Below are 19,202 nucleotides of genomic sequence, written 5' to 3' on the forward strand. Positions count from 1 at the left end.
CCGGACGCTGTCGTAAGCCGATATTGCCGCGCGGGGCGCGGTGAGTCGCCTCGCGCGGGCCTTGCTCTCGTAGCTCTCTGAAATCATTGACGTTGTTGTGGCGTGGTCAGCCGCTTGCGTTGTCATCGGGTAAGTTGACGTAAGCGTCATCTTGCAACGTGGCTCATGTCCAGCAAGCCACAAGCCGTACGACCAGCGAGCACAACAACAAATCAGGGAGCCGCACCATGTCGCAACACGCCACGCCGTATCAATCGACGCCGACCCGCCGCCTGCGCCTCGGAGCTGCCATTGCGGCGGCCGTGGCCACCACCACCTTGATGGCCGCCGCGCCAGCCCAGGCGGAAGGGCCGAAACAGCTCGACGTCGCCAGTACCTTCTCGACCAAGAACTTCCTCGGTGCCGGTGCCGTGCGCCTGTCAGAGGAACTCAAGAGCGCCACCGGCGGCGAAGTCGGCCTGCGCGTGCACGAGCCGGGCGACCTGGTGCCGGCCTTCGAAGTCTTCAACTCCGTCTCCTCCGGTGCGGTGCAGGCCGGTTGGGACTGGATGGGCTACTGGGCCGGCACGGTGCCGATCACCAACCTCTACGGCGCACTGCCGTTCGGCCCGAGCCCGGAAGCCTTCATGTCCTGGATGTGGGCCGGTGAGGGTACCGAGCTTGTGCAGGCCGCCTACGACCCCTACGGCGTGAAGGTGCTGCCGTGCTTCATCTCGCCGCAGGAAACCGGCGGCTGGTACAACAAGGAAATCAACTCGCCGGAGGACTTCAAGGGCCTGTCGATGCGCATCTCCGGCCTTGGCGCCAAGGTGCTCAACAAGCTGGGCGCTTCCACCCAGCTGGTGCCGGGCAGCGAGATCTACCTCGCGCTGGAGCGTGGCCGTGTCGATGCCACCGAGTTCTCGGTGCCGCAGGTCGATCAGGCGATGGGCTTCAATGAAGTCGCCAAGTACTACTACTTCCCGGGTTGGCACCAGAGCGCCAGCTGGTTCTCGCTGCTGATCAACCAGCAGGTATGGGACAGCTACAGCGATGAGCGCAAGGCGCAGTTCCAGACTGCCTGCCGCGCGACCCTGCAGTGGGCGATGGCCGAAGCGCCGCCGGCTCAGGTGCGTGCGATCCACGAGCTCGAGGAGAAGGGCGTCGAGGTCAAGCGCTTCCCGGAGCCGGTAATGACCGCGCTGCAGGAAGCCTGGGGTGAAGTGCTGGCCGAAGAGAAGCAGACCAATCCTGACTTCGCCAAGGCCTACGATTCGCTGATGAAGCACGCCGCACTGATCGACGAATGGTACGAGCTGCAGGCCATGCCGCAGCCGATGGCCATGAAGCAGGCAGACAACGCTGACGAGGGTAGCGCCCAATGACCGACCCCCGCCTTGCGCCCTGGCGGGCACAGGGCGGGGCGGTGTGTGACGCCCTGGGCCGACCGCTGGTCGGCCTGGGGCTGTGGGTGGGTCGCCTGACCAGCTGGTTGGGTCTGGCGATCATCCTGGCCGTGCTCACCACCGTCACGCTCAACGCCCTGGGCATCAATGAAATCGCCAACTGGGGGTCGCCCGACGTGCTGCTGTTCGGCACCGCGATCACCATCAATTCCGTCACCGAGTTGCAGTGGCACCTGTTCGGTCTGCTGACGCTCTTCGGTGGCACCTACGCCCTGCACAGCGATACGCATGTGCGGGTCGACCTGTTCTATCAGCGCCTCTCGCCGCGCGGACGCGCCGTGGTCGATATCCTCGGCCACATCATCATGCTGATTCCCTTCTGCCTGCTGATCGCCTGGCTGTCCAAGCACTTCGTCACCATGTCCTACATGTCCGGCGAGAAGTCCAACTATGGCGGCCTGGTGGACCGTTATCTGATCAAGGCGATGCTGCCGACGGGGCTGGTGTTCCTCGCCCTCGGTGCGCTGGGGCAGATCTTCGAGAATCTGGCCTGCCTGTTCGACCCGGCGCGCACCCCCGAGCGCCTGAAAGACCACGAGATTGCCAGTCTGGCCGGCCTTGCGGATCAGCAGAATGCTGCGCAAGCGACCACCGACGCCACGGCACCCCAGAATCATGCAGACGGGAGCCATGACAATGCTCGCTGAATACGCCTTGCCCATCACCATGGTGGTGGCACTTCTGATCGGTATCTTCTCCGGCTACCCGGTGGCCTTTCTGCTCGGCGGGCTGGGCATCCTGTTCGCCTTCATCGGCGACATCCCGCTGCCGTTTCTCGGCACCGTCGGCTCGCGCATCTTCGGCGGCGTGATCGAGAACTGGCTGCTGATCGCGATTCCGCTGTTCGTGTTCATGGGGCTGATGCTGGAAAGCTCCGGCGTGGCGCGCAATCTGCTGATGACACTGCAGCGGCTGTTCGGTCGCGTGCATGGCGGTCTGGCCGTCTCGGTGGCGCTGCTGGGCGTAGTGATGGCCGCCAGTACCGGCATCATTGGTGCCTCGGTGGTCATGCTGGGGCTGCTGGCGTTGCCGGTGATGCTGGGGCAGGGCTACAAGGCCGAGATGGCCTGCGGGGTCATCGCGGCCTCCGGCACCCTGGGCATCCTGATTCCGCCCTCGATCATGCTGGTGCTGATGGGCTCCATCCTGCAGATCTCGGTGGGGGCGCTGTTCAAGGCGGCGCTGATTCCGGGGCTGATGCTCGGCGCGCTCTACGTCGCCTATCTGCTGATCACCGCCAAGCTGCGCCCGGACTGGGCACCGCTGCCGGACCAGTCGCTGCTCGGCACCGACAAGACACCGCTGCCGCTGGCACTGCTGCGTGACCTGCTCGGCCCGATGGTGCTGATCGTCGCGGTGCTGGGGTCGATCATGACCGGTATCGCCACGCCCACCGAGGCCGCGGCCATTGGCGCGGGTGGCAGCCTGCTGCTGGCGCTGGTGATGGGCGGACTGTCCTTCTCCACCCTGCGCAACACGCTGCGCGATACCTCGCGGACCAGCGCGATGATCCTGTTCGTCGTCATCGGCGCGACCTGCTTCTCGGTGGTCTTCAAGCGCCTCGGCGGTGACTACCTGATCGAGGATGTCATCACCGGCACCGGCCTTGGCCCCTACGGCCTGCTGTTGCTGCTGATGGGGCTGATCTTCGTGCTCGGCTTCTTCCTCGAGTGGATCGAGATCAGCTTCGTGGTGCTGCCGCTGGTGGCGCCGGTGGTCGAGGCGCTGGACTTCGGGCTAGGGCTTTCCGGCCAGGGGCTGCTGGTGTGGTTCGCGATTCTGGTCGCCATCAACCTGCAGACGAGTTTCCTGACGCCACCCTTCGGCTATGCGTTGTTCTATCTCAAGGGCATCACCGCCGGGCAGGTGTCCATCGGCACCATCTATCGCTCGATTCTGCCCTTCGTCGGCCTGCAGCTGGCGGGTCTGATCCTGTGCATGCTGTTCCCGGCGCTGGTGCTGTGGCTGCCGGGGCTGATGCCCTGACACGCGCCACTCGGGGCATCACAGGGAGGTGATGTCTGGGTAAGCAGAGAGCTGAGCAGAGAGCTGAGCAGAGAGCTGAGCAGCGCTATACGGCGTGAGGTCCGCAGGGGTGACCCTTCGGGGGTTCTATCAGGGAGAATGAGATGCTGCCACGACGCAGGGTATTGATTGCGGGGCAGGGGGAGTGGCTGGAGGCCATGGCGCGCACCTTCCTGGAAGATGGCGCCATCATCGCCCTGATGGGCACCGCGTCGGCGGACCTCGAACGCGTGCTGGATGCACTGGGCGGCGAGCAGTCGGACCGCTTCGGCCAGGTGGTCGGCGAGGGCTGCTTCGAGACACTGGTGGCGCGCCTCGGACGCCTCGATGTGCTGGTCTGCATGCCGCCGCAGGCCATGGCCGGGCAGTCGCTGGAAGCCTGCCTGGTCGCGCAGGTCGCCGGCCCCGGCGCCTTGCTCAAGGCGGCCTGTGCGCGCATGTTGCGCCACGGCGGACGCCTGCTGGCCGTAGCGCCACCGCTGCCTTCGCAGCCGTCCTCGTCGCTGTCCTCGCAGCTATCATCGCAGGAGCATCACGGCACTGCCATGGCACAGGCGGCGCTGAGTGAGTTGATCCAGCGACTGGCATCACGCGCGCCGGACAAGGTGCGCGCCAATCTGTTGTGCCCCGAGGGCAGCCGACCGGACGCCGTGGCGGAATGCGCGCGCTTTCTGGCCGGTGGCGCCGGGCGCTCCCTCAATGGTCAGGTGCTGCACCTGAGCGACTGATCTCCCGACAGACGTTTGACAACACAAGCGGCCGTGGCATTGCCACGGCCGCTTGTTGGTGTCTGCTGGTCTGACATATGGCCAATTTGATCAAATATACGTCCAATTATATCAATCCGCTCTGGCTGAAGTGATTAAGGTAGAAGGAGACTCAGCGTCGCACCAGCATCCGCGAGCAGGTACCTGACCAGTAAAACAACAGTGCCGCTCCCTCAGCCGTGGAGATCATCGAGTGCCCAGCAGACCGCATTCCCTCAGCCTGAAAGACCATGGACAACAACTGCATCTGAGCCACGCCGAGGGCGATCTGACCCTCGAGGCGCTCTGGCTGCGTGAGCGGAGTCCCGATGAAACGACGCTCGATTCCCTCACCGGTCAGCGCCTGATCGAGGCGGCGGACCTGCCGCTGGACCTGAGCCTGACTCAGGCGCAGCTGGATGGCGATACGCTGTCGCTGGCCTTCAGTGATGGCCATGCGGCGAGCTTCTCGCTGGCGGCCCTGCTGGCGGAGTGTCAGCCGTGTGAGGCCTATCAGGGCATGACCTTCTGGCAGGGGAGTCTCGCCCAGCTGCCCGAGGCCGACTTCGCGGCGGCGCTGGACGATGACGCGGCCTTGCTGGACATGCTCGAGCAGTTGCAGCGCTTCGGCTTCGTGCGGGTCAGCGGCGTGCCGGACACGGAGGACGGCATGCAGGGGCTGATCCACCGTATCGGGCCGCTGCGGCGCACCAACTGGGGCGGTATCGCCGACGTGAAATCCGTCGCCAATGCCTATGACCTCACCATGACCCAGCGCGGGCTGGAGCCGCATACCGACAATCCCTACCGCGACCCGATTCCGGGCTACATCTGGCTGCACTGTCTGCGCAACGCGGCCCAGGGCGGCGACAGCATGCTGGTGGATGGCTTCAGCGCGGCGGAGCACCTGCGCCGTGAAGACCCCGAGGCCTTCGCCTGCCTGACAGACGTCAGCCCCGGCTTCCGTTATCACGACGCCACCACGCGCCTGGAGAGCGAAGGCCCGCTGATCGAGCTGGACAGCCGTGGTCAGGTCGCCCGAGTACGTTTCTCCAACCGCACCGAGCGGGTGCCGGCGCTGCCCGGCGCGACGCTGCGTCGCTACTACGCTGCCCGCCAGGCGTTCTATCGCCTGATCTCCGGTGACGACTTCACGCTGCACCTCAAGCTGGCACCGGGCCAGATGCTGATCATGGACAACTATCGCCTGTTCCATGGTCGCAGCGCCTTCCAGCTGGAGGGCGGCATCCGCCATATGCGCCAGGGCTACGTGGACCGCGACTCCACCGCCAGCCGCCGTCTGCTGCTGGCCGATCAGCTCGCCGGTCAGTTCGCCAATGAGGAGGCCAGCGCATGAGCGAGCAGGCCCGCTTCCGCAGTTTCGAGGAAAGCACGCATGCCGAGTGGGCGCTGATCGATGCGCGCTTCCGGGAATATCAGTCCGATGCCTGCCGGCGTGTGCTTGAACATCTGGGGCGCCTCAAGGGCGATCACCACGGCTATCCGGTCGATCGCTACGAACACTGCCTGCAGACCGCCACCCGCGCGCTGCGCGCCGGCGCCGATGAGGAGATGGTGGTCTGCGCGCTGCTGCATGACATCGGCGATGACCTGGCACCGGCCAATCATGCCGAGATCGCCGCCGGTATCCTCGAGCCGTTCATCGACCCGCTGAACACCTGGATGATTCGTCATCACGAGCTGTTCCAGGGCTATCACTACCGCGAATTCTTCGGTCAGGACCGCCACGCCCGCGAGGCACATGCCGGGCATCCCGCCTATGAGCGCACCGTGCGCTTCTGTGACGAGTGGGACCAGACCAGCTTCGACCCCGAATACGACACCCTGCCGCTCGAGCATTTCATCCCGATGCTGGAGCGGGTGATGGCGCGCGCGCCCTTCGGCGGCTTGCCGGATCTGGTGCCGGAGCCAGAAATTGAGGCAGAAATGGAGCCAGAGCTTGAGAAGGGCATGGACAGGCAGGCCAGTGCTCGCTGAAGACGCACTCCTCTGGAGGGTAAAGTTCCAACGAATCAATTGCTTGCGGCGAATTCAGCGACGCAGCAGGGCGGAGAAGACACAAGCACCGACAACATCAGCGCCGTGAGCGACGGACACGCACGACGACCGCCATATACGAAGCCTTTCAGCCCCGACAACAACAAGGCCCGGCGCGACCGGAACCGACAAGGAAAGACACGATGACCACCACCCCGTACCCCCTGACACCTACGACGAAGCACGGCGCCCGCCGTGGCCTGCTTGCCCTCGCGACGCTGCTGCTCGGCACGGCTAGCCTGGCAGCCTCGGCCCAGGACAAGGATGACGAGCTGACGCTGATCGTGCCGCCGTGGCCCGGCGTCACCGTCAAGAGCGAGATCGTCGCCCAGATTCTCGCCCCGCTGGGTTACGACGTGGAGCGACAGGAAGTCAGCTCCACCGTCGGCTACAACACCCTGACCACCGGCGACAGCGACGCCTTCCTCGCTGGCTGGCTGCCTGCCCAGAAAGACAGTTATGACGCGGCCATGGCCGCCGGTGCGATCACCGATCTCGGCAACAACGTCACCGGCGCCCGCATGGGCTTCGCGGTGCCGGGCTATGTCTACGAGGCCGGCATCCACAGCGCCGCGGACCTTGCCGCCCACGCCGAGCAATTCGACGAGACCGTCTACTCCATCGAAAGCGGCTCTACCGTCAGCGACATGCTCAATGGCGCCATCGACAATGATGTCTATGGCCTGGGCGACTGGGATGCGATGGAGTCCTCGACGCCCGGCATGCTCAGCGAGGTGCGTGCCGCCCAGCGCGAGCAACGCTGGATCGCCTTCTACGGCTGGACACCGCACTGGATGGTGCCGGAATTCGACACCCATATCCTGGCAGACCCGGAGTCAGTGTTCGGTCCCGACAATGGCGCCAGTGACGTCAAGACCGTCGTGCGCACCGCCTACGCCGAAGCCAATCCCAACCTCGCCCGCTTCCTCGATCAGCTGGTCTTCAGCTCCGAAGAGCAGAGCGGCTTCATCCTCGACTACAGCCTCAAGGAGCGTGACCTCGATGAGGTGGCTCACGACTGGCTGGCCGCCAATCCAGACCGGCTGGCGGAATTTCTCGCCGACGTGACCACACGCGATGGCGAGGATGCCCTGGCCGCCGTGAAGGCCAGCCTGTGAGGCTGACCTAGCCTTGCTGCCGCCTTGACGGCGTGGGCGGGCGCCGAGGGATGGCTCCCGCCCATGGCCTCGTATTGCTTGAGCCTCGTAGCGCCCAGGCCACGTCGCGTCCAGGACGCGCAATCCGTGAACCACGACCCTGCTTGCCATGCCTCTGGCGTGGAAAGTCGCAATGTGGAACGCCTCTTGCTATACAAGTGTATCAATAGTCGTTCGCTCGATTGCAGCTCGATCGCCGATTGCGCAGCCCGCCGCGGCAAGACAGGCCTCATCCGCGCATCGCCCGTCAGGACCGGCAGCATCACGCCGCACCAGCAGGGTGCGTCACGCCGCTAGCGGCTGCACGATCGCCCATTTCACGCCAGCCACAGCCACCCACTTGTGAGTCGCTCATGACTATCTCGCCCTCGAACGTATCTCCCATGACCCGCTCGAAGAATGCAGACAGTGACGGCATCTCCCAGCCTCCGCAGGCGCGCCCGGACGCCCAGGCAAGACCCGCACGCGCTGCCTCGAATCGGGTCGTCGTCGAAGCCAGCAACATCGTCAAGCACTACGGTGATCTGGCGGTGCTGCACGACGTGTCCTTGCGCGTGAAGGAAGGCACCGTCACCACCATCATCGGCGCCAGTGGCTCCGGCAAGAGCACCTTGCTGCGCTGCATGAACCTGCTCGAGCGCCCCGACCGGGGCGAGCTGTCGATCGCCGATGAGCATGTGCGCTTCGACCGCGACAGCCGTGGCGGCCTCATCGGGCTGGATCGTCGTCAGATCCAGCGCCTGCGCTCCAAGGTCACCATGGTCTTCCAGCAGTTCAATCTGTGGCCGCACCTGACCGTGCTCGGCAATGTCACCGAGGCGCCGATGCGCGTGAAGGGCATGTCACGCCGCGAGGCGACACGCATCGCGGAGCACTATCTGGAACGTGTCGGCATGCTGGAGCGCGCCGACAGCTATCCGGCCTTTCTCTCCGGCGGCCAGCAGCAGCGGGTCGCGATCGCGCGTGCGCTGGCGATGGAGCCGCGCGTGCTGCTCTTCGATGAGCCGACCTCGGCGCTGGACCCGGAGCGGGTCAGTGAAGTGCTCGGCGTCATCCGCAGCCTCGCCGATGAGGGCCGCACCATGCTGATGGTGACCCACGAGATGGCCTTCGCCAGAGAAGTCTCCGATCAGATCGTGTTCCTCGATGAGGGCAGGGTAGGCGTGGCCGGAAGCCCGACGGAGGTCTTCGAGCAGACCGAGCACGAGCGCTGCCGCCGCTTCATCGCACCGGCCGCCTGAGCTCCGCCTGTATCACCCCGGCATGGACCTCCCCGCCATGACGTAGATGGACCCACAACAACAGCCAGGAGATGGCCTGATGACCTTGATGAACGATGCTGGATTCGCTGCCAAGACACCTTCACTGACCGCGCGCGGAACGCCTGCCTCTGATTCCACTTCCACCTCTGCTCTTTTCACCTCTGCTCTTTTCACCTCTGCTCCCACCTCTGCGCTGCGCAAGCTGGCCGGCGCCCTGATGATGGGGGGACTGGCGGTGGGTGGACTGACGCTGGGCGCCGCTCAGGTGCATGCCGCCGACACCCTCAAGATCGGCATCTCCGCGGAACCTTACCCGCCCTTTACCTACACCTCCGCCAGCGGCGAGTGGACCGGCTTCGAGGTCGAACTGGCCGAGGCGATCTGTGACGCCATGCAGCGTGAGTGCGAGATCACACCGACCGGCTGGAGCGGCATCATCCCTTCGCTGAAGGCCGGCCGCATCGACATGATCATGAATTCGATGACCATCACCAAGGCCCGCGAGAAGGTCATCGACTTCAGCATCCCCTACTACAACTCGCCCGGCGCCTATGTGGCCGCCAAGGATCTCGAGCTCGAGATTCCGGACGGCCTCGACGGCAAGATTCTCGGCACCCAGGCGGCGACCACCCACGCCAACTTCGCGCGTCGAGCGCTGCGCAGCACTGGCGTCGATGTGCGCCTCTATGACCAGCAGGAGCAGGTCAACAGTGACCTGCTGTCCGGGCGCGTGGACGTGATTCTGGCCGACGAGATCGCCATGAGCGCACTGGTCAAGCGTGATGAGGCCAGCAACTTCGAGATCAAGGCGACCACGCCACAGCACGAGGCCTACGGCATCGGTGCCGGTGTCGGGGTACGCAAGGAAGATGGCGCGCTGAAAGAGGCGCTCGATGGCGCCATCCACCAGGTCTATGCGGACGGCACCTGCACGGTGCTCTCGAACAAGTACTTCGATACCGACGTCTGCCTGGGCTGATCCTGCGCGTGCTGGCCGGACGGCTGAGGCCGTCTGGTCAGCACGCCTCGCGTATCGCATCCGCCATTTCCTACTGATACGAGAAGGACGCTGCTCATGTCCCAGTTCGCCCAGGAAGGGCTCGCCGATTGGGCGGCCCCGATACTCGCCGGTGCCGTCACCACCCTGCAGATCGCCTTCGCCGCCTATGCCATCGGCTTGCTGCTCGGGCTGGTGGGGGCGGCGTCACGACTCAGCCCCTGGGCGCCGCTGCGCGCGCTGGCCACCAGCTATTCGACGGCCGTGCGCGCGGTACCGGAACTGCTGCTGATCATCCTGCTGTACTACGGCGGCTCCCAGGCGCTCACCGCCCTGATGAATGCGTTGGGTGTCGCGGGCAAGGTCGAGATCAGCGGCTTCGTCACCGCCGTCGGCGTGCTGGCCTTCGTGCAGGGCGCCTACATGACCGAGGTCTTCCGTGGCGCCATCCTGGCCATTCCCAAGGGCCAGCTGGAAGCGGCCGATGCCTACGGCTTCTCGCCCATGGCGCGCTTTCGCTACATCACGCTGCCGGGCATGTTGCCCAACGCACTGCCGGGCATGTCCAACCTGTGGCTGATCCTGATCAAGGACACCGCCCTGATCAGCGTCATCGGCTTCAGCGAGCTGTTCTTCACCGTGCAGCAGGCAGCCGCCAGTTCGCGCGCCTACTTCCTGTTCTACAGCGTGGCGGGGCTGCTCTATCTGCTGATGACCCTGACCTCGAGCGCCGCGTTCAGTCGTCTGGAGCGCTACGTGCGCCGCGGCGAACCCGATATTTCAGCCCAGGAGGCGTGACATGGATTTCAGCTGGTTATCGGACCCCTATTATCAGGAATCGCTGTGGACAGGGTTGATCAACACCCTGGTGCTGCTGGTGGTATCGGCCGTGCTCGGCTTCACGCTGGCGGTCGGCATGGCGATGGCGCGCATCAAGGGCCCCAGGCCGCTCGCCTGGCTGGCCAGCGGCGTCTCCATCGTGATGCGTGGCACGCCCCTGCTGGTGCAGCTGTTCTTCTTCTATTACGGCATCGGCCGCCTGCTGGAAGGCATTCCCGGCATCCGCGAGAGCATGTTCTGGGGCATCCTGCGTGATCCGTTCTTCTACGCCACCCTGACCTTCACCCTCTCGGTGGGCGCCTACTCCGGTGAAGTCCTGCGCGGGGCACTGCTCAGCGTGCCGCCGGGCGAGCGGGAAGCGGGGCGCGCCTTCGGCATGGGGCCGTTTCAGGTCTTCAGTCGCCTGTGGCTGCCGCGCGCCATCCAGCTGTGCCTGCCGACCCTGACCGGCGAGATGATCCTGCTGCTCAAGTCGGTGCCGCTGGTCTCGACGATCGCCATGATGGACCTGCTGCAGGTCGCCAACATCATCCGCGACGAGAACTTCCTCACCTATGAGCCGCTGCTGTTCATCGGCGCCATCTACCTCGTGCTGACCATCCTGCTGACCCTGTGCCTGCGTCAGGTCGAACTCAACTTCCCCGGCGTACGCGCCCAGGCACGCAGCGGCGGGTGGTTGGCGCGCCTGCGCCAGCCAAGGCCCGCCTGAGGCCACTCGCCTGGCGGCCATCGCTGATTTCCCGCAGAAAGCACACAAAGACGCCGAGTCAGTCGACTCGGCGTCTTTGTGTCTGTGGGCCGATGATCAGGCACCTCAGCCAGCAAGCTTTCTAACTTGCTCCGAAGCCAGCAAGCTTTCTAACTTGCTCCGAAGCCAGCAAGCTCTCTAACTGCCCCCGAAGCCAGCAAGCTTTCTAACTGGCACCGAAACCTGCCAGGAATACGCGCACACAGCGTCTGACATGTGGGCGGAGTTGTTCGGGACTTGCGGTATCGGGTGGGCAGCCGAGCAGGGCGTCGACATGCAGCGGGTTGAGCAGCATGCCGGTGAGCAGGTTGGCGGCGGCCAGCGGTTCCTGGCCGAGGCCGGTGGACGGCAGGTGGCCCTGGGCGATCTGACGCGACAGGTAGCCTGCCAGGCGTTGTCGGGTCAGCTTGGGGCCGTTGTCGAGGAACAGCTTGCCGAGCTGCGGGTTGCGGCCGCTCTCGAAGGCGAGGCCACGGAACAGGCGGATCAGTTCCGGCGCGAGGGCCAGCGCCAGCATCGCCATGCCGAAGTCTTCCAGCGCTTCCTCGACGCTGCGTGTCTCGTTGGCTTCGTGGTCCATCACCGACCACACCGTCTGCGCCTCCTGCTGCATCACGGCCAGAAACAGGCCGTCCTTGTTGCCGAAATTACGATACAGCGTTGCCAGTGATCCGCCGGCCTGCCGGGCGATCTCATTGATGCTGGTCGCGGCGAAGCCGTGTTCGAGGAAATGTTCGCGGGCGACTTCCAGTTGGCGTTTGCGGCGTGCTTGCCCGCGCGGTGAGGCGCGAGTCGTGGTGCTTCCCGAGTCAGGGGCAGTCTCTGATGAGGGCGAATCAGTCATGTGAGTGTCCTGTCTGTGATCCGGGAACCGCCTGAAACAGGCAAGGTTGCGATATTGCGAACGAGAGACGCTGTCTGTCGAAACTGTCGGGGCTGCCTCAATGAAGTGTAGTATTCATTACACTTTGTGGCGATGCAAGATGACAGCCGTGGCCTGAGCGCTCGCAAGCGCCGTGGCCGCCTCATCCGCAGCGTCAGACAGATTACACGCCTGTCACCGACAGGCAGCAAGAGAGAGTCGCCGAATGAACAAGGCAGGCAAGGGTGTCGTGGCACTCATCGTGGTGGCGGGCGTGATCGCTGGCGGAGTGATGGGGGTCGAATGGTGGCAGGTCGGGCGCTTCATGCAGGAGACCGACAACGCCTATGTGCGTACCGACAGCGTCGCGGTGCGTTCCGAGATCACCGCGCGGGTGACGCGCATGCTGGTGCATGACAACCAGCCGGTGAAGAAGGGGCAGTTGCTGGTGCAGCTGGATGACGAAGATGCCAGGGCCAATCTGGACCAGGCCAGTGCCGCGCTGGACAACGCCCGTACCGGGGAAGTCCAGGCCGAGCGTCAGCTGGACCTGCAAGACGCGAAGATCGACGAGGCCAAGGCCGCGCTGGCCTCGGCCAAGGCCGAACGCGATCAGGCGGCGTTGCACCTCAAGCGCTCCAGAAGTCTGGAGAGCCGCAGCTACGCCTCGCGTCAGTCCTATGAGGATGATCAGGTGACCATGCGAACCGCCGAGGCGAGCGTTGCCCAGAAGCAGGCCGCGCTGGTGTCTGCCCGGCAGCAGCTTGAGGTCTACAAGGCGCAGCTGGAGTCGGCGCGTGCCCAGGTGGTGTCAGCGGCGGCGGATCTCGCCTACGCGCGCCACCAGCTGGAGAAGACCTCGATCTACGCGCCGCAGGATGGCGTGGTCGGCAATCGCAGTGTCGAGGTGGGCACCATGGCCAGCGCCTCGTTGACCCTGATGCAGCTGGTGCCGGTGAAGAGCGCCTATGTGGTGGCCAACTACAAGGAAACCCAGACCGAGCGCATGCGCGTCGGCCAGCCGGTCAGTCTCGAGGTGGATGCCTACCCGGACATCGAGTTTGAGGGCGTGGTGGACAGCCTGGCGCCGGCGACCGGCACCGAGTTCAGCCTGCTGCCGACCGACAACGCCACCGGCAACTTCAACAAGATCGTCCAGCGTGTGCCGGTGCGCATTCGCCTGACCGGCCCAGTGGATGCGCTGCCGCGTCTGCGCGCCGGCCTGTCGGTCATCCCCAGCGTCGATACACGAGAGCTTTCGGACACCGGCACCTATGCCGTCGATAGCCTCTCCAGGGACGTCATCGCGCCCGATGCCGCGCAGGTCGCCAGCGCTGATCGCGGAGCGCAGTAAGCATGGCCGAGACGACCCAGTCCTCGGCTCAGCCCCCGAGCCAGACCCCGAGCCAGCCCCCCGCGGGCACCGCCAGTGACATGCCGACGCGCCGCCAGCAGATCGGCTTCGTGGCCGCGGTGTTCGGCATGTTCATGGCGATTCTGGATATCCAGATCGTGTCCAGCTCGCTCAACGAGCTGCAGGCGGGCCTGGCCGCCAGTCAGGACCAGATCTCCTGGGTACAGACCAGCTACCTGATCGCCGAGATCGTGATGATTCCGCTCTCCGGCATGCTGGCGCGCATCTTCTCGACGCGGCTGGTGCTGACCGTCTCGGCGCTGGGCTTCACGCTGGCGAGTCTGGGCTGTGCGCTCTCGACCTCGCTGGAAGCCCTGATCGTACTGCGTGCGGTCCAGGGCTTCATGGGCGGGGCGATGATTCCGCTGACCCAGGCGGCCAGTTTCTCGATCTTCCCGCGCCGCATGATGGGCAGCATCCAGGCGGTGATCGGCCTGGTGGCGACCATGGCGCCCTCCATCGGGCCGTCCGTCGGCGGCTACATCACCGAATACATGAGCTGGCATTGGCTGTTTCTGGTCAATCTGGTGCCGGGCATCATCGTGGCGGCGCTGGTGTGGCGCAATCTGGAGATCGACAGCGGCGACCGCGGCCTGCTCAGTCGTCTGGATACGCTGGGCCTGGCGCTGATGGCGGTCTTTCTCGGCAGCCTCGAATTCGTGCTCGAGGAGGGGCCCGGCGATGACTGGTTCGCCAGTTCGCTGATCCTGTTCTGGAGCGTGGTGTGCGCGGTCGCGGCGGTCGGCTTCTTCTGGCGCGTGCTGACGACCAGCAACCCCATCGTCGACCTGCGGGTGTTCAGGGACCGCAACTTCGCGCTGGGGGCTATCATCGGCTTCTGGATCGGCGTGGTGCTCTATGGGCTGGTCTATCTGGTGCCGCTGTTTCTCGGCTCGATTTCCGGCTTCTCCAGCGTGCAGATCGGGCAGGTGATGTTCGTCAGCGGCGTGGTGATGTTCCTGATGGCGCCGGTGGCGGGCAAGCTTTCCGACCGCATCGACCTGCGCCTGATGCTGTGCATCGGCCTGGTGCTGACCGGCCTCGGCACCGGCATGAACGTGCACCTGACCTCGGACTCGGGCTTCGATGACTTCTTCTGGCCGCAGGTGATCCGCGGCGCGGGCCAGATCATGGTGCTGCTGTCGGTCTCCCGGCTGGCGATGGGGCGTCTGGCGCCCCACGAGATAGGCAACGGCAGTGGCCTGTTCAACGTGATGCGCAACCTGGGCGGCGCGGTTGGGCTGGCGCTGATCGACACCATCCGCGAGCTGCGTGAGGACTATCACTGGAACCAGATGATCGGGGCCATCGACCAGAGCCGCCAGGTGGTGATCGATCAGCTGGCAAGCTATCAGTCGACCTTCGCGGGGCTGGCTGATCCGTGGCAGGCCGGTGTGCAGATGATCGCCCAGCGCATCAGTATCCAGGCCGAGGTGCTGGCCTTCGACAATATCTTCCTGTGGCTGGGCGCGGTCTATGTAGTCGGCAGCGTGGCGGCCTTCCTGTTCCGTCGCCCGCAAGACCCGGCCAACAAGGCGGATGCCAGCGAAAGTGGCGAACAGAGCCCAGCGCACTGATGGCGCCTTGAAGGCTCCTTGAGCGTACTTTGAGAAAAAGTCACATGTCGCTGAAAGACAAAGACCCGCCAGTCGGCGGGTCTTTGTCTTTCAAGCCTTGGTGTGTCAGGCCTTGAGCCTCTGTCAGTCAGTCAGCATCCAGCCAGCAGGGCGTCACCAGCCCCAGAACATCAGATACCAGACGCCCAGTGCGGGCAGGCAGGCCAGCGCGACACTCGCGGTACCGATCAGCCGTGCAGCGTTGCCGGCGAGCAGGCCGCCGTTGCGCTGCTCACCGTTGTGCTGCTCGCCGTTGCGCTGCTCACCGGTAATGCGCCAGGCCAGCCGCAGCCCCCACAGGCAGGCCAGTGCCAGCAGGGTGGCGCGCAGATCATTGGCCCAGGTGAGATTGATGCCATCACCGCGCAGCAGCGTCATGGTGGTGGCGGAGAGGCCGAGAAACACGCCCAGCCCGCCCAGCGGAATCAGACTCAGCGAGAGGTGCCACAGGCGTGACAGCGTCGCCTTGCCACCCATCAGCCAGTTGCCCAGCAGCAGCGGCAGGCTGGTGAGCGCGCCCAGCAGGCCGCCACCGACCACGATCCACAGCGTGATCAGGCTGCCATCGAGCAGGTTGAAGACATCGTTGTGCTCGGGGTAGTTGGTCAGAATCCAGGTCGGCAGGGTGGTGGTCAGCGGCCACATCAGGTCGTGATCGATCAGCCAGAAGGCCAGCTGCTGCTTGAGGGCGACGAACCACGGGCTGGCGCTCCAGCTGAAGGCGCCGATGGCGATGCCGAGCAGGCCGAACACCAGCACCGAGTAGTGGGTGAAGCGCACCGGCTGCGGCGGCTCGACCAGCTCCACGCCCGGCGCACGCCACTCCAGCTGCATCGCGTCCTTGTAGCCGCTGCAGCGTCCGCAGACATGGCAGTCACCGGCGCTGTCGAGCTGCTTGAGCGGAATCAGCGGCGCGCAGTCAGGGGCGTGCATGCGTACGGCGTCGCCCTGACGGACGGCCTGATTATGGGCGTTCCAGCGGGCCTGATCGGTACGGAAGTGGGTCGGTGACAGGCGCGCCAGCAGATTGAAGACCCCATTCACCGGACATAGCTGACGGCACCAGACGCGCGTGCCCTTGCCGTAGATCAGCCCGACGATGATCGCGGCCACCGTCGAGCCTCCCAGTACCACCAGTGCGCCCAGCGGGTACTGATAGACGCTGGCCAGCTGGCCATACAGCGTGGTGCCGAGGAAGGCCACGAAGGGCCAGCCGCCCCAGCGCATCCAGCCGGGAATCGGGCGACCGAGGCCGATGCGACTGGCGGCTTCGGTCAGGGTGCCTTCGGGGCAGAAGACACCGCACCACACGCGGCCCATCAGCACCATGCTGATCAGCACGAAGGGCCACCACAGCCCCCAGAACACGAACTCGGCGAACACCGTCAGATTGGTGAGGATATGCGCCTGGTAATCCGGCAGCGGCAACAGGGCCGGCACTACCAGCAGGAAGGCATAGATGCCGACCACCAGCCATTGCACCAGCTGGATCAGACCACGCCGCTGCTGCATCGCCTGTCCGAAGCGCGCGATGCGCGTGGCCTGACGGCCCGGCGAGGTGCCGCCATCACTGGCGATGAGGTTGGCGATGTCACCGTGGGGGCTGGAGCCGCAATTGGCCATGACTATCGTTTCTCCTGACTGGCAGATCGCGTGAACAAGACTCAGCTGCGCGCGCGGGCAGTGAGCTGACGGCGCTGGTCGACGCGCTCCCTCTTGCGCTGACGCTTCATGAGGCTTGCGACGATGACCCAGTAGCCGAGATAGCCGACCACCATTGTCGTGGCAGGCCAGGCGCGATAGCCGGCGAAGGTCGCCAGCAGTCCGCCGAGGCCGCTGCCATCATCGAGCAGCCAGCTGGAATCCCACAGCGGGTCGAGGCCCGCCGGCAGATAGCCGAGGCCGATCAGCTGTTCGAGGCCCGACATCAGCAGCGACGCCGCCAGCAGCAATAGCAGGATTTCGGTCACGCGGAAGAACAGCTTCCACGAGAACAGGCGTGAACCGAGCTGCAGCGCCATGAAGGTCGCCACCGCGAGGGCGAAGCCGAGGCCTGCGGCGAGCGCGAAGCTGGCGATGCCGCCGGACTGCAGGCTGGCGGCGCCCATGCCATAGAGGAAGACGACGGTTTCCGCGCCTTCGCGCGCCACGGCGATGGCGACCAGCGTCGCCACGCCCCAGTAGCTGCCGGAGGAGACGGCGCTGGCCAAGCCGCTCTCGAGTTCTGCCTTGAGCGTGCGGCCCTTGGTGCGCATCCACAGCACCATCTGGGTGATCAACAGGCAAGCGGTCAGTACCAGTACGGCCTGGAAGACCTCCTGCGCGGTGCCGGTCAGCCAGGTGTTGGCGCCCATCAGCGCCGCCCCCATCAGGCCGGCCAGCACCAGGCCGGCGACGACCCCACCCCACAGGTAGCGCAGGCCCGCGCGGGTGCCGGACTGCACCAGCCAGGCGTGCATGATGCCGATGACGAGAATGGCTTCGACGCTTTCACGCCAGACGATAAACAGGATCTGATCAAACATGCGGACTCTCTTCTACTGACGTTCGGTGCGCGCCATCGATGACGAAAAAGGCGTCATTGGCACAGGGTGGCCGAGCTTATTCGGCGACGACCTTGCCACGCGCGTCCGGCAGGTGGAAATCATCGAAGAAGTCATAGCTCCCCGCGCGCAGCGGATGGATGACGACGAACGACTTCACGCCCGGCGCCAGCACCTTCTCCTTGCGCAGGGAGTTGCTCTCGAATTCGGCCGGCGTATTGCCCGCGTTGTGCAGCTGGATGACGAATTTCTCGCCCGCCTTCACCTCAAGGACCTCAGGGATGAGCTTGCCGTTGTCGAGGGTCAGGTCGTAGGACGGCATGTCGCTGGCAGCCGCCGGCCGAGGCAGCAGGGCGAGGAGCAACATGGCGAGCGCGGGCAGCTGGGCGCTTGCTCGACGGGGCAGGTGACAGGGCGGGCGAGAGGGCAAGAGTGAGGGCAAGAGGGAGGGCAAGAAAGAGGTCTGGCGCATGGGACACTCCGGACGATGAGGGAAAGCGCACACTGACACCAGCGCAAGGCGCTGGTGGTAGAGCGACCAATGGCCGCGAGTGCAGGTCAGCACAGGCGGCCATCGAAGGAGCAAGCGGCAATGGCCGCCTCACGGGATGCAGACATTCAGGGTCATGCAGCAAGGGCAGAGCGGCGCTCAGTAGCCGCCTTTCTTGCCGACGCCGGCATAGACGAAGTCGTAGTCGGTGGTGATGGTCTGCGGCCACTCGGCGACGCCGGTTTCCTTGTCGATATGACGCGGCATGTCCGGATGCTGGATCTCGAAGGTCAGGTGGTACTTGCCCGGGCCATCCAGCTTGACGTTCTTGCCGTAGTGGGTGCCGTCATTGGCGATCATCGGCACCAGCTCGCCTTCGATCGGCGCCTCGCCACCCTGTTTGGTCAGGGTGTAGTGAATGCCGAGATAGGGAATCCAGTCGCCCGGCGCGAAGCCGTTGTCGTTTTCCATCAGCGCGTGGATATCGGCTTCCAGGTGGATATCGGCCTGATTGGCAGGCAGCTTGCCGGCCGGGGCCATCACCACCGGCTGCAGGTAGACCGCAGCGATTTCCATGCCGCCTTCCTTGACCGGCGTGCCGATCGGGTATTCCAGTGCCGAGGCCTGACCCGCCACGAATGTTGCCGCCAGGCTCAGGGCGAGCAGGCAAGGCTTGAGCGCGCGGGGCAGAGCAGTGGTGAGGGAGTGACGCTGTGGCATCGGGGGGGCTCGCAATGATGGGAAGTGGAGCTTCATTATCCCGATAAGCCTAAATATAACCATTCTCATCCCTGCGCCGCTTGCGTTGCTCATCTTGCAACGGGGCGTTGTATGAGCATGAGCTTCTTCTCAAGTAAAAGGCGCGGGTGGCAGGCCTGGCGGCCGCGCCGAGCAGAACGCGGTTTTCTTGCAACGGCCTCACGATTGCCACACGGCTGCCTCGCGACTTTCTCGCGCCATCTGGTCTGCTCATCTGGTCTGGCACGCTGCCATGCGGCA

General features: G+C 65.1%; 18 protein-coding genes. 13 read left to right on the plus strand and 5 right to left on the minus strand.

The window, feature by feature from the left end; genetic code table 11:
* The first annotated feature begins 227 nt into the window (after positions 1-227).
* The 11 genes from QD356_RS10030 to QD356_RS10080 all read left to right on the plus strand — a co-directional run bounded on the left by QD356_RS10030 (position 228) and on the right by QD356_RS10080 (position 11,239).
* Positions 228-1,364 carry a TRAP transporter substrate-binding protein gene (locus QD356_RS10030; protein WP_225996532.1) on the plus strand — a complete coding sequence of 379 codons (1,137 nt, stop codon included), beginning with the start codon at positions 228-230 and terminating at the stop codon, positions 1,362-1,364.
* The gene (locus QD356_RS10035) at positions 1,361-2,092 is read left to right on the plus strand and encodes a TRAP transporter small permease subunit (RefSeq protein ID WP_082388172.1); all 732 of its coding nucleotides are present in this window, start codon (positions 1,361-1,363) and stop codon (positions 2,090-2,092) included. The genes QD356_RS10030 and QD356_RS10035 overlap by 4 nt, the downstream gene beginning before the upstream one ends.
* Entirely contained in the window at positions 2,082-3,431 is a 1,350-nt protein-coding gene (locus tag QD356_RS10040; protein WP_054555227.1) for a TRAP transporter large permease subunit, read from the plus strand. The genes QD356_RS10035 and QD356_RS10040 overlap by 11 nt, the downstream gene beginning before the upstream one ends.
* A 143-nt stretch (positions 3,432-3,574) precedes the next feature.
* Complete coding sequence (locus QD356_RS10045; protein ID WP_192838691.1) at positions 3,575-4,198, plus strand: hypothetical protein; 624 nt, start codon at positions 3,575-3,577, stop codon at positions 4,196-4,198.
* A 259-nt stretch (positions 4,199-4,457) separates the two neighbouring features.
* A complete protein-coding gene (locus QD356_RS10050; RefSeq protein ID WP_192838740.1) occupies positions 4,458-5,573 on the plus strand; it encodes a TauD/TfdA family dioxygenase in 1,116 nt (371 codons plus the stop codon).
* The gene (locus QD356_RS10055; protein ID WP_192838690.1) at positions 5,570-6,214 is read left to right on the plus strand and encodes an HD domain-containing protein; all 645 of its coding nucleotides are present in this window, start codon (positions 5,570-5,572) and stop codon (positions 6,212-6,214) included. Before QD356_RS10050 ends, QD356_RS10055 begins: the two co-directional genes overlap by 4 nt.
* 203 nt (positions 6,215-6,417) lie before the next feature.
* On the plus strand, positions 6,418-7,392 hold the full coding sequence (locus QD356_RS10060) for an ABC transporter substrate-binding protein (protein ID WP_192838689.1): 975 nt from the start codon (positions 6,418-6,420) through the stop codon (positions 7,390-7,392).
* Positions 7,393-7,814: 422 nt separating this feature from the next.
* The gene (locus QD356_RS10065; RefSeq protein ID WP_192838688.1) at positions 7,815-8,672 is read left to right on the plus strand and encodes an amino acid ABC transporter ATP-binding protein; all 858 of its coding nucleotides are present in this window, start codon (positions 7,815-7,817) and stop codon (positions 8,670-8,672) included.
* A gap of 79 nt (positions 8,673-8,751) precedes the next feature.
* Complete coding sequence (locus tag QD356_RS10070; protein WP_225996531.1) at positions 8,752-9,672, plus strand: transporter substrate-binding domain-containing protein; 921 nt, start codon at positions 8,752-8,754, stop codon at positions 9,670-9,672.
* A gap of 96 nt (positions 9,673-9,768) precedes the next feature.
* Positions 9,769-10,488, plus strand: a complete 720-nt coding sequence (locus tag QD356_RS10075; protein WP_043333243.1) for an ABC transporter permease subunit — start codon at positions 9,769-9,771, stop codon at positions 10,486-10,488.
* Between the two features lies 1 nt (position 10,489).
* On the plus strand, positions 10,490-11,239 hold the full coding sequence (locus QD356_RS10080) for an ABC transporter permease subunit (protein ID WP_192838687.1): 750 nt from the start codon (positions 10,490-10,492) through the stop codon (positions 11,237-11,239).
* A gap of 205 nt (positions 11,240-11,444) precedes the next feature.
* Here QD356_RS10080 and QD356_RS10085 read toward each other — a convergent pair whose 3' ends face one another.
* Positions 11,445-12,122, minus strand: a complete 678-nt coding sequence (locus QD356_RS10085; RefSeq protein ID WP_192838686.1) for a TetR/AcrR family transcriptional regulator — start codon at positions 12,120-12,122, stop codon at positions 11,445-11,447.
* Positions 12,123-12,366: 244 nt separating this feature from the next.
* Here QD356_RS10085 and QD356_RS10090 point away from each other — a divergent pair, with 244 nt between their 5' ends.
* Positions 12,367-13,494: an HlyD family secretion protein gene (locus tag QD356_RS10090; RefSeq protein WP_192838685.1), complete on the plus strand. Its 1,128-nt coding sequence runs from the start codon at positions 12,367-12,369 to the stop codon at positions 13,492-13,494.
* Between the two features lie 2 nt (positions 13,495-13,496).
* On the plus strand, positions 13,497-15,131 hold the full coding sequence (locus QD356_RS10095) for a DHA2 family efflux MFS transporter permease subunit (protein WP_225996530.1): 1,635 nt from the start codon (positions 13,497-13,499) through the stop codon (positions 15,129-15,131).
* 153 nt (positions 15,132-15,284) lie between these two features.
* On the opposite strand, the gene QD356_RS10100 is transcribed toward QD356_RS10095, so the two are convergent.
* The 4 genes from QD356_RS10100 to QD356_RS10115 all read right to left on the minus strand — a co-directional run bounded on the left by QD356_RS10100 (position 15,285) and on the right by QD356_RS10115 (position 18,923).
* Positions 15,285-16,793 (minus strand): 4Fe-4S binding protein, encoded by a 1,509-nt coding sequence (locus QD356_RS10100; protein WP_192838684.1) that lies wholly within the window; start codon positions 16,791-16,793, stop codon positions 15,285-15,287.
* 41 nt (positions 16,794-16,834) lie between these two features.
* Positions 16,835-17,695: an FTR1 family protein gene (locus tag QD356_RS10105; protein ID WP_043333240.1), complete on the minus strand. Its 861-nt coding sequence runs from the start codon at positions 17,693-17,695 to the stop codon at positions 16,835-16,837.
* 76 nt (positions 17,696-17,771) lie between these two features.
* A complete protein-coding gene (locus tag QD356_RS10110; RefSeq protein WP_192838683.1) occupies positions 17,772-18,080 on the minus strand; it encodes a cupredoxin domain-containing protein in 309 nt (102 codons plus the stop codon).
* A gap of 282 nt (positions 18,081-18,362) precedes the next feature.
* Entirely contained in the window at positions 18,363-18,923 is a 561-nt protein-coding gene (locus QD356_RS10115) for an iron transporter (protein WP_192838682.1), read from the minus strand.
* Positions 18,924-19,202: the final 279 nt, after the last annotated feature.

This window comes from Cobetia sp. 2AS, from assembly GCF_029846355.1.
GTDB lineage: Bacteria > Pseudomonadota > Gammaproteobacteria > Pseudomonadales > Halomonadaceae > Cobetia > Cobetia amphilecti.

Bases quoted from the DNA above. Each gene is read 5' to 3' on its own strand.
- QD356_RS10030 (WP_225996532.1), top strand. From the start codon at position 228: ATGTCGCAACACGCCACGCCGTATCAATCGACGCCGACCCGCCGCCTG.
- QD356_RS10090 (WP_192838685.1), top strand. From the start codon at position 12,367: ATGAACAAGGCAGGCAAGGGTGTCGTGGCACTCATCGTGGTGGCGGGC.
- QD356_RS10040 (WP_054555227.1), top strand. From the start codon at position 2,082: ATGCTCGCTGAATACGCCTTGCCCATCACCATGGTGGTGGCACTTCTG.
- QD356_RS10035 (WP_082388172.1), top strand. From the start codon at position 1,361: ATGACCGACCCCCGCCTTGCGCCCTGGCGGGCACAGGGCGGGGCGGTG.
- QD356_RS10100 (WP_192838684.1), bottom strand. From the start codon at position 16,793: ATGGCCAATTGCGGCTCCAGCCCCCACGGTGACATCGCCAACCTCATC.
- QD356_RS10085 (WP_192838686.1), bottom strand. From the start codon at position 12,122: ATGACTGATTCGCCCTCATCAGAGACTGCCCCTGACTCGGGAAGCACC.
- QD356_RS10105 (WP_043333240.1), bottom strand. From the start codon at position 17,695: ATGTTTGATCAGATCCTGTTTATCGTCTGGCGTGAAAGCGTCGAAGCC.
- QD356_RS10055 (WP_192838690.1), top strand. From the start codon at position 5,570: ATGAGCGAGCAGGCCCGCTTCCGCAGTTTCGAGGAAAGCACGCATGCC.
- QD356_RS10080 (WP_192838687.1), top strand. From the start codon at position 10,490: ATGGATTTCAGCTGGTTATCGGACCCCTATTATCAGGAATCGCTGTGG.
- QD356_RS10060 (WP_192838689.1), top strand. From the start codon at position 6,418: ATGACCACCACCCCGTACCCCCTGACACCTACGACGAAGCACGGCGCC.
- QD356_RS10070 (WP_225996531.1), top strand. From the start codon at position 8,752: ATGACCTTGATGAACGATGCTGGATTCGCTGCCAAGACACCTTCACTG.
- QD356_RS10110 (WP_192838683.1), bottom strand. From the start codon at position 18,080: ATGTTGCTCCTCGCCCTGCTGCCTCGGCCGGCGGCTGCCAGCGACATG.
- QD356_RS10115 (WP_192838682.1), bottom strand. From the start codon at position 18,923: ATGCCACAGCGTCACTCCCTCACCACTGCTCTGCCCCGCGCGCTCAAG.
- QD356_RS10075 (WP_043333243.1), top strand. From the start codon at position 9,769: ATGTCCCAGTTCGCCCAGGAAGGGCTCGCCGATTGGGCGGCCCCGATA.
- QD356_RS10065 (WP_192838688.1), top strand. From the start codon at position 7,815: ATGACCCGCTCGAAGAATGCAGACAGTGACGGCATCTCCCAGCCTCCG.
- QD356_RS10045 (WP_192838691.1), top strand. From the start codon at position 3,575: ATGCTGCCACGACGCAGGGTATTGATTGCGGGGCAGGGGGAGTGGCTG.
- QD356_RS10095 (WP_225996530.1), top strand. From the start codon at position 13,497: ATGGCCGAGACGACCCAGTCCTCGGCTCAGCCCCCGAGCCAGACCCCG.